This is a genomic window from Lentzea kentuckyensis (assembly GCF_002150765.1).
Lineage (GTDB): Bacteria > Actinomycetota > Actinomycetes > Mycobacteriales > Pseudonocardiaceae > Lentzea > Lentzea kentuckyensis.
This window is the reverse complement of sequence record NZ_MUYM01000102.1, coordinates 17,486-32,324: the sequence shown is the minus strand read 5'-3', so window position 1 is coordinate 32,324 and position 14,839 is coordinate 17,486. Positions and strand designations below refer to the sequence as shown.

Annotated in this window: 11 protein-coding genes; 2 read left to right on the top strand and 9 right to left on the bottom strand. The window is 66.8% G+C overall.

Annotated elements, in window-relative coordinates:
• Positions 1-329 precede the first annotated feature (329 nt).
• The 9 genes from B0F77_RS38000 to B0F77_RS37960 all read right to left on the bottom strand — a co-directional run bounded on the left by B0F77_RS38000 (position 330) and on the right by B0F77_RS37960 (position 9,976).
• Complete coding sequence (locus B0F77_RS38000; RefSeq protein WP_086667894.1) at positions 330-1,865, bottom strand: helix-turn-helix domain-containing protein; 1,536 nt, start codon at positions 1,863-1,865, stop codon at positions 330-332.
• Positions 1,862-2,923 (bottom strand): S-methyl thiohydantoin desulfurase family protein, encoded by a 1,062-nt coding sequence (locus B0F77_RS37995; protein ID WP_086667893.1) that lies wholly within the window; start codon positions 2,921-2,923, stop codon positions 1,862-1,864. The genes B0F77_RS38000 and B0F77_RS37995 overlap by 4 nt, the downstream gene beginning before the upstream one ends.
• Positions 2,904-4,484, bottom strand: a complete 1,581-nt coding sequence (locus tag B0F77_RS37990; protein WP_086667937.1) for a hydantoinase/oxoprolinase N-terminal domain-containing protein — start codon at positions 4,482-4,484, stop codon at positions 2,904-2,906. The genes B0F77_RS37995 and B0F77_RS37990 overlap by 20 nt, the downstream gene beginning before the upstream one ends.
• A 15-nt stretch (positions 4,485-4,499) precedes the next feature.
• Positions 4,500-5,819 carry a purine-cytosine permease family protein gene (locus B0F77_RS37985; protein WP_086667892.1) on the bottom strand — a complete coding sequence of 440 codons (1,320 nt, stop codon included), beginning with the start codon at positions 5,817-5,819 and terminating at the stop codon, positions 4,500-4,502.
• A gap of 116 nt (positions 5,820-5,935) precedes the next feature.
• Positions 5,936-6,547, bottom strand: a complete 612-nt coding sequence (locus B0F77_RS37980) for a hypothetical protein (protein WP_086667891.1) — start codon at positions 6,545-6,547, stop codon at positions 5,936-5,938.
• A 174-nt stretch (positions 6,548-6,721) separates the two neighbouring features.
• On the bottom strand, positions 6,722-7,852 hold the full coding sequence (locus B0F77_RS37975; protein ID WP_158102932.1) for a DUF2786 domain-containing protein: 1,131 nt from the start codon (positions 7,850-7,852) through the stop codon (positions 6,722-6,724).
• Between the two features lie 273 nt (positions 7,853-8,125).
• Positions 8,126-8,467, bottom strand: coding sequence for a DUF2399 domain-containing protein (locus tag B0F77_RS37970; RefSeq protein WP_086667889.1), 342 nt, complete (start codon positions 8,465-8,467; stop codon positions 8,126-8,128).
• 10 nt (positions 8,468-8,477) lie between these two features.
• Positions 8,478-9,161, bottom strand: coding sequence for a TIGR02679 domain-containing protein (locus B0F77_RS37965; protein ID WP_245849194.1), 684 nt, complete (start codon positions 9,159-9,161; stop codon positions 8,478-8,480).
• 56 nt (positions 9,162-9,217) lie between these two features.
• Positions 9,218-9,976: an SbcC/MukB-like Walker B domain-containing protein gene (locus B0F77_RS37960; RefSeq protein WP_211294233.1), complete on the bottom strand. Its 759-nt coding sequence runs from the start codon at positions 9,974-9,976 to the stop codon at positions 9,218-9,220.
• A 176-nt stretch (positions 9,977-10,152) separates the two neighbouring features.
• Between B0F77_RS37960 and B0F77_RS37955 the strand changes: the two genes are divergently transcribed.
• A complete protein-coding gene (locus B0F77_RS37955) occupies positions 10,153-11,199 on the top strand; it encodes a hypothetical protein (RefSeq protein WP_086667887.1) in 1,047 nt (348 codons plus the stop codon).
• Positions 11,200-11,449: 250 nt separating this feature from the next.
• Complete coding sequence (locus B0F77_RS37950) at positions 11,450-14,785, top strand: type ISP restriction/modification enzyme (protein WP_086667886.1); 3,336 nt, start codon at positions 11,450-11,452, stop codon at positions 14,783-14,785.
• Positions 14,786-14,839: the final 54 nt, after the last annotated feature.

Genomic DNA, 14,839 nt, shown 5'->3' with positions numbered 1-14,839 from the left:
GCCACGCTTTTTAGTGTCCGCGTCCGCAGTTAATCCACTGGAACGCATCTTCACCGCAGGTCGTTGTCTGTCGTCATCCTTACACGAGAGAGAGTGCGCGTCATAGCCAATCTGTTACCAAGCGACGAACGGCCTCCACGGCAGGACGAACGGAGAACCGTTTCAGTACTGCTGATCAGCGTATTTCTGTAGAAGTTCGAGACGTTCCGTTAGGCCAGCCCGGAGCCTTGATCCGCCAATCGAGTGAACCTTCGGGAAAGACTCGACACGAGTTCCCGAGGGAATATTCCGAACACGGACCATCGAGTGTTTCTGAGCGCGTTCGGCTGTCACTCGTCCGACGCACGTACCGCGCGGCAGGCGAGATGCACCGCGAGCCGCTCGTCCGGGTTCAGCAGGCTCACCCCGAGCAGCTGCTCGACCCGGTTGATCCGCTGCGCCACCGTGTTCCGGTGCACCTTCAGCCGCACCGCCGCCGAGGACGTCACCGACTCCTCGTCCAGGTACACGGCCAGGGTGCGCAGCAGCTGCCCGTCCTCCACGCCCACCAGCGGTTCCAGCAGCCGCGTCGCCTGCTCGACCAGCGCCGGTGTCTCGGCGGCCATCGACAGCAGCCGCCGCACGCCCAGTTCGTCGATGTGCACGACCTTCGCCGAGCCGGTCATCGCGGCGGCCTCACGTGCCTCGCCCAGCGTGCGGCCCACGCCCGAGGTGCCGGGATGGGGCCGGCCGATGCCCGCGACGATGGGGCTGGAGCCCAGTACCTGGGCCAGTTTCGCGGTCAGCTCGCGGTGCTGCGACTGCGGCGGTTCCGAGTCGTTGGTGAGCCAGAACGACCAGCCCTCGGCGCCCTCGACCAGCTGACCGTGCAGGCCGCGCCGGGACAGTTCGACGCGCAGCCGTTCGGTGGTGGCGGTGTCGAGCATGTTCGGGGCCGGCTGGCTCGGCATCGCGTAGACGCCCGTGTGCCAGCCGTCGAGCCGCCACCCGGCGAGCACGGCCTGCTGCACCAGCTGCGGCGGCACGTCGTCACCGGAGGCGAGCAGCTCGGACAGCAGTGAGGCGCGGGAGCGGGCGCGACGCTCGGTTTCGAGGCGTTCGGCGGCGACCCAGTTGCCCAGCGCCCAGGAGGCGACCTGGCTGATCTGCATGACGGTCTCGGCCCAGCGCTTGTTGCGGCCGCGGGCGTGCGAGACCAGCCACAGGTGCACGTGCCCGGTCCGGTCGGTCTCCACCGGCACGGCGACGGCGAACCCCCCGGTCATCTCGACGGTCGTGGCGACCGAGCCGATCAGCAGGTCCGGCGGCAGGCCGGGCGGGGACACGCCCTCGATGGCGGTGCCGTCCGCGCTGATCACCGCGCACGTCACGTGCAGCTCGCCGGACAGGATCGTGATCACCGACCGCGGGTCGGGCTTGCTTCGGCCCAGCCGGGCGGTGACGGCGTTGAGCAGCCTGGCCGCCGCGACCTCGGGACGGCGCACGGCCGTGCGCAACGCGTCGGCGACCAGCAGCGGGTCGTCGGCCTTGGTCTGCACGAGCGGGACGCCGAGCCGGTTCGCGAACGAGATCGTTGCGGTGGAAGGAAGTTGATAGCTGCCGGTCGACGGCCGCACCAGCACCACGGCCCGCACGTCCGCGCTGTACGCCCGGCGCAGCGCCACCTCGACGAGGTACGGCTGGTTTCCCGTCAGGATCACCAGGTCGCCCGCCGAGCACGCCTCGACCGCCGTCATGTCCGCCGCCAGCCGCACGTCCGCGACCTCGGTGTCGACGCCGCGTTCTCCCGCCAGCAGGCTCGCGTCGCCGAGCACGCCGATCTCCAGCAGATCGCGCACTGTCAGCGAGTCGGCGTCGTCGATCATGTGACGTCCCGGAACGGCACGTAGTCGAGGTCGTAGCCGAACGCCCGCGGGTCGACCCGGCCGAGCATCTCCGGCCGCACCCACTGCACCGGCGATGGGAGCGCTACCACGTCGACCACCGCGCCGAACGTGAGGCGCTCGGTCGTCAGCGGGCGGCCGGACTCGGCGTCGAAGCAGCACAGCAGATCAGGCGTCGTCACGAGCGGTTCGCCGTCCGCGAGCGCGACGAGGTACTCACCCTGCATCTCCAGCCGCACATACGCGTCGTCGGCGTCCAGGCAGCGCAGTGCCGCCGTTCCGCGCGGAAAGTCCCCGACGGACTCCCGCCACACTTCGACGACCTTTCCCCGCGTGACAAGGAAACCGCCGGAAGCTTTGGCGCGTTCGTCGACTGAAACCGTTTGCTGGGACCAGATCTCACCGAGTTCCAGTGCACGCGCGAGTGAGCCCGTTACGCCCGCTTTGAGTGCGTCTGCGAGCTTCAACGGCTTCGCCACCATCATCGCCCAGCCGCCGAAGTCGACCATCACGGTGCGGGCGAGCTTCTCGATGCCGGTCGCGTCGAGCACCGCCCGGTTTCCGCCGGGTTCGGTGATGGCCAACGGGGTCGTGGGCAGTCCGGCCGCGTCGTAGGTCGTCTGGTCGATCCGTGGGAACGCTCTCCCCATCCCGTCCACGTCGACGTACGGCAGCCCCAGCCGCGCGGCCAGGAGCAGCGGCAACAGCCCGTTGCACCCGCCGACCTCCCACCCGATGACGGCCGTCGCGGGCGTGGAGTCGTGCGCCTGCAACGCCTTCAGGGCTTCCTCTGCCTCCAGGCCCGACGGCAGCTTCTCGATCATCACGGTCGGCGCGCCGATCAGTCCCACGCGTGCCCCGTACCCGTCCGGATCGGCTTCTTCGGGTGAAAGCACAGTGACAGGACCGCTTTGTCGCATTTCGTGCCGGAGCATCGCGGCGAAGGCATGGGTCTCGTGCTCGCCGCCACCCCCACCGCTGCCGAGCACGACCACGCCCAGCGCGAGCCGGTCGACCTCGTCAGGCTGGAGCAGGTGCATGGGCCGGACTGTAGTGGTCCAGCACCAGATCACCCACCGCACGCGCCCGCACCCGGCTCGCGTTTCCCGGCAGGTACGCGAGCGGGATCTCCTCGACGGCGACGATCCGCACGGTGTCGGCCTTCGCTCCCGCCGCCACCGCCCGGTCCACAGCCTCCTGCCGGGCCGCGTCGAGCACCTCGTCCCGCCGGTCCGGTGCCATCGCGAACACCCGGTCGACCTCGCCGCCGACCTGCGCGATCGCCGCGCCGATGGCGTTGGCGAACGCGTGGTGCGCGGGCCTGATCACGTCGCTGGCGCCCTCGATCCCGTCCGGCACCAGCACGCTGCCACCACCGACCAGCACCACGGACAACGACGCGGGGCACGTGCGCATGCGGTCGACCTGGGCGGCGATCCGGTCGCTGACGTGGTCGAGCACCGAACTGACGAGCGTGCGGTCGAGGTGACGCACCAGCGCCTTGTCGCCGATGTCCGCGAGACCGGCCGCGACCGCGACGTCCGTGGCGGTCAGCGTGTCGCCGCCGAACACCAAAGCCTGCTGCGGCAACCGGAATCCGACACTGTCCGGACCCACCTCGACACCGTTCGGCCCCTGCCGCACGAGGCTGCCGCCGCCGAGCCCGAACGACAGCACCTCCGGCATCCGGAAGTTCGTGCGCACCCCGCTGATCAGCACCTGCGACGACGCCTCGCGCGGGAACCCGTTGCGCAGCATGCCGACGTCGGTCGTCGTGCCACCGACGTCGATCACGACACAATCGTCCAAACCGGACAGGAACGCGCCGCCGCGCATCGAGTTCGTCGGACCGGAGAAGAACGTCGCGACCGGGTAGCAGCGCGCGTACTCCAGGTCCATCAGCGTGCCGTCGTTCTGGCTGAGGTAGAGCGGGGCGCCGATGCCCTGTGCCGTCAGCGATTCGGTGAGGCCGTCGGCGATCTGCCCGGCGAGCTCGCGCAGCGCGGCGTTGATGATCGTCGCGTTCTCCCGCTCCAGCAGGCCGAGCCGTCCGATCTCGTGCGAGAAGCTGACGAACAGGTCCGGCACCTCGGCCGTGAGGATCTCCGCGGCCTGCCGTTCGAAGTCGTCGTTGACCAACGAGAACACCGACGAGATCGCGACCGACCGCACGCCCTTGGCCGCGATGTCGGCGGCGACAGCGCGCAGCTCGTCCTCGTCGAGCGGCGAGATGACCCGGCCGTCGTACTCGTGGCCGCCGTGGCAGAGGTACGCGTGCCCGCCGATGACCTGCCGCAACCGTTGCGGCCAGTCGACGAACGGCGGAAGTGCTTTGGTGGCGGGAAGTCCGAGCCGGACCGCGGCCGTCCTGGCAAGTCCCCTGCCCTCGACGACGGCGTTGACGAAGTGCGTCGTGCCGATCATGACCGCTTTGATCGCCGCCGGGTTGAACGCCAGCTGCTGCCGAAGCCCGCCGACCGCCGCGACGATCCCGGTCGTCACGTCGGCGGTGGTCGTCCTCTTGCACTCGGCCAGAACACGCCGACCCTCAAGGAGAACGGCGTCGGTGTTCGTGCCGCCGACGTCGATACCGATGTGCATGAACGAAACCACCCCTCAGGCGGCCGACGCCTCCCCGGCCACCTTACGGTTGGTGGCCCTCCGCGTCCTCATTCGAAGCAGGTCCAGTCGCCCAGCTGAGACGTACAGCGCGAAGGCCAGCACGAGCGAGTTCAGGCTGGACTGTCCGAACGGCAACAGCTCGCCGACGAGCGCGGCGGCCGGCCAGATGACCACGGTCGCCGGCACCCACGAGGGCGCCGACCGCGGCACGAGCGGCCGGGTGGAAATGATCTCGTTGCGCCACTGCCGCACCACGTAGTACTCGGCGATCATGATCCCGGTGACCGGTGGGAACACCACGCCCAGCAACACCAGGAAGTTGCTGAACTGGTGCACGATCCCGGCGGCGGCGAGGAAACTGCCGGCGCACCCGATCACCACCGTCAGCTGCGCGCGGCTGATCCGCACCGCGAAGACCGCGTCGAAGAAGTTCACCAGCCCGAGCGACGCCGAGTAGAGGTTCCAGTCGTTGATCTTCAGCACGGCGGTGACCACGATCAGCGCACCGATCCACCCGCTGGACGAGCTGATGACCCCCATGATGTCGGTGGTGCCCAACCCGTGCGCGATGATCACCCCGGCCAGGCTGATGACGAACTCGCCGACCGTGATGCCCAGCACCGTCTGCTTCACGACATCCCGGGTGGAACGGTTGAAACGCGTCATGTCCGGCGCGATCGCCGCACCGACGATGAAACTCCCGGTCACCAGCGTCACCGCGGTGACCAACCCGATCGGCGGCCCCGGCGCCGCGCTCGTGAGGGTGGCCCCGACGTCGCCGACGTTGGTCAGCACGAGCCACCCGAGCAGCAACAGGAACGCCGGTACCGCCACATAAGCCGTCCACGCCATCCACCGCACCCCGTAGGCCGCGATGACCGTGACGACGATCCCGAAGATCAACGACCACACCGGCGACGGCAACACCCCCGTGACGTCGGCGAGCGCCACCCCCGCCAGCCCGGTCTGCACCCCGAACCACCCGGTGCAGGACAACGCGATGATCAGCCCGAGCATCGCCGACCCGGCGTGCCCGAACCCGGTCCAGCGCGTGAGGATCGCGGTCGAGAGCCCTTCCCGCTGCCCGATCACCCCCACCGCGACAGCGATGACGTTGAGCAGCACCACCCCGATCGCGAGGGCCAGAAAGGCGTCCCAGAACGTCATGCCGAACCCGAGTGTCGCGCCCAGCAGCAACTGGCTCAGCGCGGACGTCTGCCCGAAGCGCTGGGTCGCGACCGACAACCACGGGTGCCGCGCCTGGTCAGGGACACGACTGAGGGCCTGGTCATCACGCCCCGCAAGAGCGGCCACGTCTCGTCCCTCCGCCCTGTGATCGACAAGTCGGACAGTAATCGCCACCCCACGATCGAGCTACAGACAATGTGCACTGTCAGGTGAATCATCACGTTGCGACTCGCACAGGCCGTCTAATTCATCGCCAGCGTGATCCGCCTGCGCGCAACCAACCGGGTGTGGTGCACATCAGTGCCGAACCCGAGCCCAGGCCGCCGCTCAAACCGGTCGTAGCTGCGGCTCAGCAACCAATGCGCCGCCTCGGCCGTGATCGACTCCAACCGCACCTGCTGCTTGAGCCGCTCCAACGCTTCATCGACCTGCCGCGTGAGGAACGCGTGCCGCGTGAGGCCGCCACTGATTTCGTCGATCATGAAAACCATCGCGTGCGGCTCATCGCCATACGAATAACTGCACAGCAGTGCCAGATATCCCGCGTCGATCGATCGGTCGCCGATCCAGCACTCTCCGAACGTCAGCGTTTCGAGGTCCCACGGCGGTTCCTGCTGCCGCTCGGCCGCTTCCCGCGCCCACTGCGCGGGCCTGCCGGGCAACAGATGCGCCAACGCGGTGAGCAGCGCGGCGCTACGCCGGCTCGGCACCTCCCGCAGGTGCCGCACGACGACTTCCCACAGTTCCTCGTTGTCGGCGAACGGTCCCACGAACGCGCTCACCTGGAGCTCGACCTCAAGCGGGTCGGTGAGCTGCGGCAACGGGCGCCCGGCATCCACCACCGCCTGCTGCATGGGGGTCAGCCTCGTCCGCACGCGCGGGAGGTTAGCCCGAACGGCGCAACGCGACCCCGCTCTTGATCCACGCCACCGCGCGGATCACCCCATCGAGGTTTCCGAAAGTCCGGAGGTGCCCACCGCCGTTGCGACGAAGCACACGAGAGCCGCGCGGCCCGAATCAGCGAGTGGTCAAGCGTCGACGGCCTGGCGTTCGAGGGTGATGTCCGCCCGGTCGGCGGCTGCCCGGCCCGCATCCCACCCGGCGCCGTTGCTGACCGTCGCCGACCTCCGGACGAGATCGCTGAACATGTTCTCGAACGTCTCCTCGACCACCCGGGACCGCTCGGCCAGTACCGGAAGCAGTCGCTCGTCCTCGACCGGATCGTGTGCCCGAACACCGGCCTCGTCGAGCCGTTCGCCGATCCGCGTGGCGTACGAGACCAGGAAGGACTGCCGGAACGACCGGGTGCGAGACGTTCCGGTTCGAGTGGCCTGACTGCCTTCGGCGACCATCGCGCGGGTGGCCTGGACCAGCAGTGAGGTGGTCAGCAGCTCGGTGATCTCCAGGTCCATCGACTCGCCGACCAGCGCGACGAACCCGAACCGGGGATAGAACACCGACCGGCATCGGTTCGTCCTGGCGATCGCGGCGACCAGGTGCGACTTGGCGTCGACGTACGGCGCATCAAGCCACAACCGGGTCGAACTCGCCGTCTGTTTCCGGTGCTCGTCGGCGTCGAGGACCGCACGTTCGAAGGCGTGCCGGTTCATCAGTTCCTGCGCCTTGGCCGAAAGTGCCTCAGCCTCTTCAGGGAACTGCGTGGACTCCGCCTTGGCCAACAACCCCCGTACCCGCGCCAGCACCTTCTGGTCCACACCGCTCACCGACGCGGACGAGCGCGCGGACGCCGACCCCGGCGCCGGAACGATGACGGGCAGCTCAGGCAGCCTCATCAACTCGTCGACCAACAAGATCGTGGTCCGCAGCGCACTCTCGAGATCGGTCCGGTGTCGCTCCATCCACTGCAACAGCTGTGGCACACCAGGCTCCCACCAGACCTCGGCGCCAAGCTCACGCACCTGCGCGGCCCATCGTTCATCCACAGTGGACGGAGAGTGTTTCGCGGCGTCCGCGGCGACCGCGTCGATCAACAGGCTGGTCGCGGTGGCGTCGACGGTCCGGCGGATCTGTTCCCGGACATCGGCGGGCGTCCAGCCCACCGCCCACATCCGGTCGATCACCGCGGCCAGTACGATCCCGGCACCGATGGCCACCGTCCGAGGCGCGGCAACTGGCCTGCGACCCGCGAGATCGGCCATACAGCTGTCCACGAAGTCCGTGTCAACCGCGCGCGAGTAGGCAGCCTGTTTCAATCCTTCGGCAACCATCTCCGGCGACACGGTTGGAGGCGCTGCCCACGTGTCCTCGTACCCGTCAAAGCCCTGTCGGGGCGGAGTCGGGCCGCGACTCGCCTTGACCTTCTTCCTCGCAGCCCGCTTCTCGCGGTTGCGCTTGCCCACGCCGGCCCCTCCCTGCGGTAGTTGGTGACTTCGCCGTCCTTGCAGAGTAGTGACCCGGTCCGACACTCCCGGTCAGGTGACCGGGTCCTCCAGCAAGCGGGGAATGAGCTGTTCCCCATGGCGTTGGCCAGCGCGGCGTCCCACGGCGAGCCGGCAGGTGGCCCCTTCAGCGACTCGGAGTCCACGGTTTCCAGCGCTCATGTACTCGTCGACCGTCATCCGCCAAGGCAGCGCCTCATAGCGCGCGGTCGCGGCCGCGGTGGTGCGCAGTCCGGTCCAGTCGAAGTCACCGCGCCAGTGCACCTGACCGCGGGCAGCGGCGAGGAGCCGATGACACGCGGCCGACGGCTGACCTTCTGTGCACACGAGCGTGGCAGACCGGTCTGCCAGCTCGCTCGCTGCCGCCCGCAGCACCGCCGGGTTCTCACACGTAAAGGTCGCCCGCCTTCGGCGTCAGTGGGTCGACGGTCAGCTGATGCAGGGTGAGCCGGAACGGGATGCCGAAGACCGCGGCGTCGTTCAACCACCCGGCGACCACATGGTCGTGATCACTGCGCAGGTTCAGCACGAGCACCTGGCTCGCGAGATCGTCGACGATCACACCCGCGGACTCCCAGCGAGCACGTTGCTCCGCGCGGTTCGCCGGAGCCGGCACACCGTCGCGCTTCGCCAGTGCCCACAGCACCAGCGAGGCCAGTGGCGTACCCGTCAGCGCCTTCGTGTTGCCAGTGGCCCACTCGGTCAGCACCGGCAGCGGCTTGTCGTTGGCGGGCAACCTGTTCAGCACCTCGCCGGCCCAGCCGAGCAGATCGGCGTCACCGCGCCGCACCAGGCTGGTGACCGTGCCGTCACCGCTGATCTCGTCGACCCACTGCTCGAACCACCGCTCACCTCGATGGGAGTCGCACCTGGCGCGCAGGTCCGCCACCGCCGCCACCTTGCCGAGCTCCTCGTCGGCCCGCTCGGCGGCACGGTCGCGCACCGGCCCGTCCCGGCGTGCGAGCAGCCCGAGCAGCCCGACACCGTGCGCAGCACGGATCGCATCATCCACGTCCACCAGCTGGATGCGCGGTGCGGCCACGTCGGCGGACCGGTACTTCCCGGTGATTCCGATGATCGGTCTGCGCTCGGCGTCGGTGGGCCTGGCCAGGCCGATGGATCCAGTCAGCTCACCGCCGTCACGTTCGATCTTGCGGCCGGGCCGCAGCGAGGATCCGTTGCCACGCCGGGTCTGCCAGCAGATCGTCCACTGTGGTCACGCGAAGATGTCCGTTCCTTCAGCGACACGACGGCGTATTCCCGGCGAACCCAGCTCGGTGGCGAGGTTCCCGGCCGGGTAGTCGGCGAGGATCTCACTGCCGTCCCACCCGACCAACAGGCGCTCACCGTGTGTTCGGCGGCCGAGTGCGACAGGTCGTAGTGCGCACACGCAGGCACGGTGGCGTACGTGGCCCAGAGGTCGTAACCCGTCATGAACAGGTCGAGGTCGAACTGCGCGGTGAGCTGCAGCAGCTCGCTGCGCCCCTTGTCGTCCACGCCGACGAACGCCTCGTCCAACGCCAGCAGCCGGGGAGCGTGCTCGGCCGCGGAGCTGAGCAGCACGTGGGCCGCGGCGAACAACGGCAGGTGCAGCGACACCGATCGCTCACCACCGGAAAGCGTGCTGTGGCGCGCCTGGGTGAGGCGTTCCTCTGTGCCGTCGCTCGCCACCACTGGAGAACCAGTCTCGTCGATACCGATGGAGACGATCCTGCCCCGATGGTGCGGGCCGGTCGAGAACTCGGACTCAAGGAACGTGACACCGAACAAGGTCTCCATGTTCGACTCGATCGTCCGCTGCAAGTGACGCTCCAGCGCGACCGAACCGCCGGCGAGTTCTTTGGCGCGACCCGCCGTGATTCGGAACAGCTTGAGATCACTCATGTGCCACCCACACCAATGGCTACTGCGTAACCAACCGGACGCACAGCAGCACCGCCGCTCGGCGCCGAACGGGCAGTTCTCCAACAGCCGTCGGTAACCGATAGGCCGACGGCGATGTCAACACCGACACGACGTGACCGCCGCAGACCTGCGAAAATCCCTATATCGTCACTCATATGGGTGATCAGCGAACGCAGCCTTACGTCCTCCTCGCACCCTGCTACGGCAATCCGAAGACTCGTCGCCGCTACCACCAGACGATCGAGGCGGCGGTCGATTTCGAGTCGGGCGAGCACCACGACCTGCTCCAGCCAGCAGACCTTGCCGCGTTGCGTGCCCTTCATCCGTCCGGCACCGCTCACTTCTGGGGCGCGATCGCCACGCATAACCAAATGATGGAACGACTGCGTACCGGCGACATCGTCGTGTTCACCGGTGACAACAAGGTCAAGGCAGCAGGCGAGATTGGGCACCTCTTCCGCAACCAGGCCTTGGCCGATGTCATGTGGGATCAGTTCGACGGCGGGCGGAGTTTCGTCAACGTCTACAGCGTGTACAACGTCCGTACGATCGAGCGCCCCAGACGCGAAGTATGGCGTCGGCTCGGATTCGACGAAGGGGACAACGTCGCCGGCCAACGGTTGGTCACCGATGAACGCGTACCGAGGATGCTGACCGAACTCCGGATCGTACCGAGTGCCACAGAGAGTCGGATCGGCGCGGAACTCACCGCCATCAGCCAAGCACTTGCCGCAGGTTCGCGTGTGGTTCCGGTAGAGAGTTACCACACTGATGTGGTCTCACAACATGTCGCCGAGCGCAATGCTCACTATGAGCGGGTGGAAAGCCAGCTTGTATCGCATTACCAGCGCTTCCATGTGGACCTGACGTTCACGAGCTTCTACACGCACCATGGGAAGAGGCCCGACCTGTACCGCGCCGAAGAGGAAGAGGTCGAGATCGTCGAGGCCAAGAGCTTGGCCAACCACGAGAAGGTGCGCGAGGCCGCGGCACAGCTGCTCGACTACTCCGCCCACAGCCCTCGACCGGTGACACGGCTCAGCGCTCTCTTCCCGCTACGGCCGGCGCAGTATGGGGTCGACTATCTGCACCGGCTTGGCATCGACTGCGTCTACCGCACCGACGACGGTGCGTTCGTTCGCGACACGGCTCCAGATGACCGGCGACGGTACATGCACGCAGTGTGGAACAACGAAGCCTGAAGATCCCCACGGCGGTGGGCAACCGGACGCCAGTCCATCAATTATTCTAATGCCTCTCAACGGGTGAGTGCGCGAACACGACTGGCCTATGATCGAAAAAATCACGAACAAAACCAGGTCACTGAGTTAACTACAACAATGAAGTTCAAGGCATTCAGGTGACGCGCTAATCTACATCGTTTATTGCTTGACTTGTGGCCCACATCGCAACGAATCTCGAAAGGACGTCAACTTCAGCCGGGGAGGCGCGATGGGGCGACCGGAACGACGCAGGTCTCCCCTCGGCACCGACGAGTTCGCGGCAGCGGTGTCCGCGTACGGTTCGGCGCTCGTCCCCCGAATGCGAGGCGACGGCCGCAACGAGGATCGGCTGCGGCTGCCCGTCAGCAAGCTGTTCGAACGACTCGGCGAGATCCTGGGGCTGCGTGTCCAGGTGCACGACGAGGTGACGATCACCGAGCTGCGCTCCCGGCCCGACATCGCCATCGATGTGCCGAGCGGCCGGGTGGGCTACGTCGAGCTCAAAGCGCCCGGCAAGGGCACACCGGAGACAAGTGAATGGCGGCCAGACAAACACGACCGAATGCAGTGGGAGAAACTCAAGTCACTACCCAATCTGATTTACTCCGACGGCAGGTCGTTCGCACTGTACAGAAAGGGCGTGCTCGTCGACGACGCCGCACGGTTCAACGGCGACATCTCACGAGCCGGAAGCCGGCTCACTGCCGTCGATGGCGCCTTCGAGCGCCTGATTCGTGACTTCCTCTTCTGGCGTCCACCAGAACCGCGGAGCCTGCGCGCTATCGTCAGTGAAGTAGCGCCGTTATGCAGACTGCTCCGCGACCAGGTGCTGGAGACACTGCAGAAGGAACAGAGCACACCGGGCCGCAAACCGTTCACGGGCTTGGCGAACGAGTGGCGGGACATCCTCTTCCCCAACCCTGACGGACGCGACAACGACACCAACTTCGCGGACTCCTACGCGCAGGCCGTCACGTTCGCGCTGCTCCTGGCGCGCGTCGACGGCATCAACTTCGAAGGTCGCACGCCGTGGGCGATCGCCGAGCAGCTCGCGAAGAAGCACTCGTTGCTCGGCGCGGCGCTGTCCATGCTCGCGAACCCCAAGTGGGTGGGCCACCTCAACATCGTGGACTCACTGGTGCGGGTGATCGGCAACATCGACTGGACGCACGTCCAACTCGGCGATGCCGATACGTATGCGCGGCTGTACGAGACCTTTCTCGATCACTACGACCCCGCGCTGCGCCGCCAAAGCGGCACGTACTACACCCCTGCACCCGTTGCCCGGTCGATGGTCGCGTTCGTCGACCAAATCCTGAAGAAGCGACTCAAGAAGAAGCGAGGATTCGCTGCCGATGACGTGACGGTGTTGGACCCGGCGATGGGCGCGGGCACTTTCCTGGCCGAGGTGCTCGAAAGTGCGGCGAACACGTTGCGGCGTATACGCAACACCGACGCCGTTCCCGCAGCACACCTCCGCGAGCTTTTCGCCAACCGGCTCGTCGGCTTCGAACTGCAGGCCGCACCGTTCGCCGTCGCCGAGCTGCGCCTGCACGCCACACTCAAGAGCCGGTACCAGGTCGAACTCCCCAAGGAGGAGCCGCGGTTCCTCACCAACGCCTTGGACAACCCGTACGACCAGCCGTTTCCCTTGGGACAGCAGTACGAGGTCCTGATGGAGTCCCGAGAGAAGGCGAACCACCACAAACGGAACGTCCCGGTCATGGTGGTGATCGGCAACCCGCCATGGCGAGAGAAGGCTCACGGCGCCGCGCCGTGGCTGGAGCAGCGCCGTGATCCCAAGAGGCCAACCAGCAGGTCAAAGCGACCCTCGCTCGACGAGTTCCGGATTCCCGGCGCGGGCCGTCACGAGTTCAACCTCAGCAACATGTGGACTTACTTCTGGCGCTGGTCCGCCTGGAAGGCCTTCGAGGCAAACGAACCAGCCGGTGTGGTCGCATTGATCACTCCAAGCGCCTACCTCACGTCAAAAGCATATGCGGGAATGCGTCAGTACCTTCGCAAGACCGCCGACGAAGGCTGGATCATCGACCTGTCCCCCGAAGAGCACCGCGCCGACACGAACACACGGATCTTCCCCGCGACCCAGCACAAGATCTGCATCGGGATCTTCGTCCGGGCAGGCGATCCACAGCTGGAAACACCTGCCACGGTGCACTACCAGGCGCTTTCCGGCACGCGGGCGGAGAAGTTCGCGGCGCTGGCGGAACTCAGTCTCGACTCCGGGTGGTCCGACTGCTCCACCGAGTGGCAAGCAGCTCTTCGACCGAGCGACGACGCATGGGAAACCTATCCAGCGCTTGGAGACCTGATGCCCTGGCAACAGCCGGGCATCACACCCAACCGCAACTGGGTTCACGCTCCTGACGCTGACACGCTGCTTGAGAGATGGGCTCGCTTGGTACACGCCAATAAGGACGAGAAGCCTGCCCTGTTCAAGGAAACGCAAGACCGAACGATCTCCGACAACGTTTGTGGCCAACCAGGCCTACTGGCCGGAGAAGGTCCCATTGCAACCGAGAAGGAACTGAAGCCACCGCTGATTCGACTTGCTTACCGCAGCTTCGACCGCCAAGTCATGATCCACGATCGGCGACTGATCGACCGCCCCAGACCGGCCCTCTGGCAAGTCAACGGCCCAAAACAGTTCTACGTGACCGAGCAGCACACACACTCGATCAGTGACGGGATCGCTCTTCACTTCACGGCGGACATCCCGGATGTGCACTGCTTCAACGGCCGCGGCGGCCGCGTGCTTCCGTTGTATCGAGATCCGGCGGGCGAGATCCCCAATCTCGCTCCCTCGCTACTGAACGCCTTAGACACCTTCACCGGTGCCCATGTGGCCGCGGACGACCTGCTGGCCTACATAGCCTGCGTCACCGCGCATCCGGGCTACACGAGGCGATTCCGTGAGCAGTTGAAAACGCCGGGAATCCGAGTACCGATCACGCTGGATGCTCGCCTCTGGCGACGAGCGGTCGAGGTCGGCCGCAAGGTCATCTGGCTGCACACGTTCGGTGAGCGCATGGTCGATGCGGCCGCCGGGCGGCCGCTCGGGATTCCTGACGACGCAAAGCCAAGCCCTGTCTCACCGGTGCCGTCAGGTGACGGCGAGATTCCGCGTTCGGCACGTCTGGATGACTCGACCCAAACCCTGGTGCTTGGGGAGGACACGCTGTTCCACGAGGCTGGCTGCATCCGTCCGGTCAGCCGTGCGGTGTGGAATTACTCGACAGGCGGCATGTCGGTCGTCCGCAAGTGGCTCAGCTACCGGCAGAGCGATCCCAAACACCGTAAGCGGACATCTGAACTGGACGACATCAACCCGCAACGGTGGACGGCCCAGTTCGACGAGGAGCTGCTGGAACTGCTGGCCGTCCTCGACATGTGCGTTCGTCTGGAACCTGAGCAGGACGAACTGCTCGACGAAGTGGTCACGGGCCCGCTCGTCACCGTGGCGGATCTCGAACGAGAGGGAGTCCTACCGGTGCCCGCCGCGTACCGAAAGCCGCCCAAACAAGGCGAGCCTCCGCTGCTTTGACCTGTTCCGGGCGTTCGGTTCCGAAACTGTCGGACCCTCCTGGCACGCTGGGCG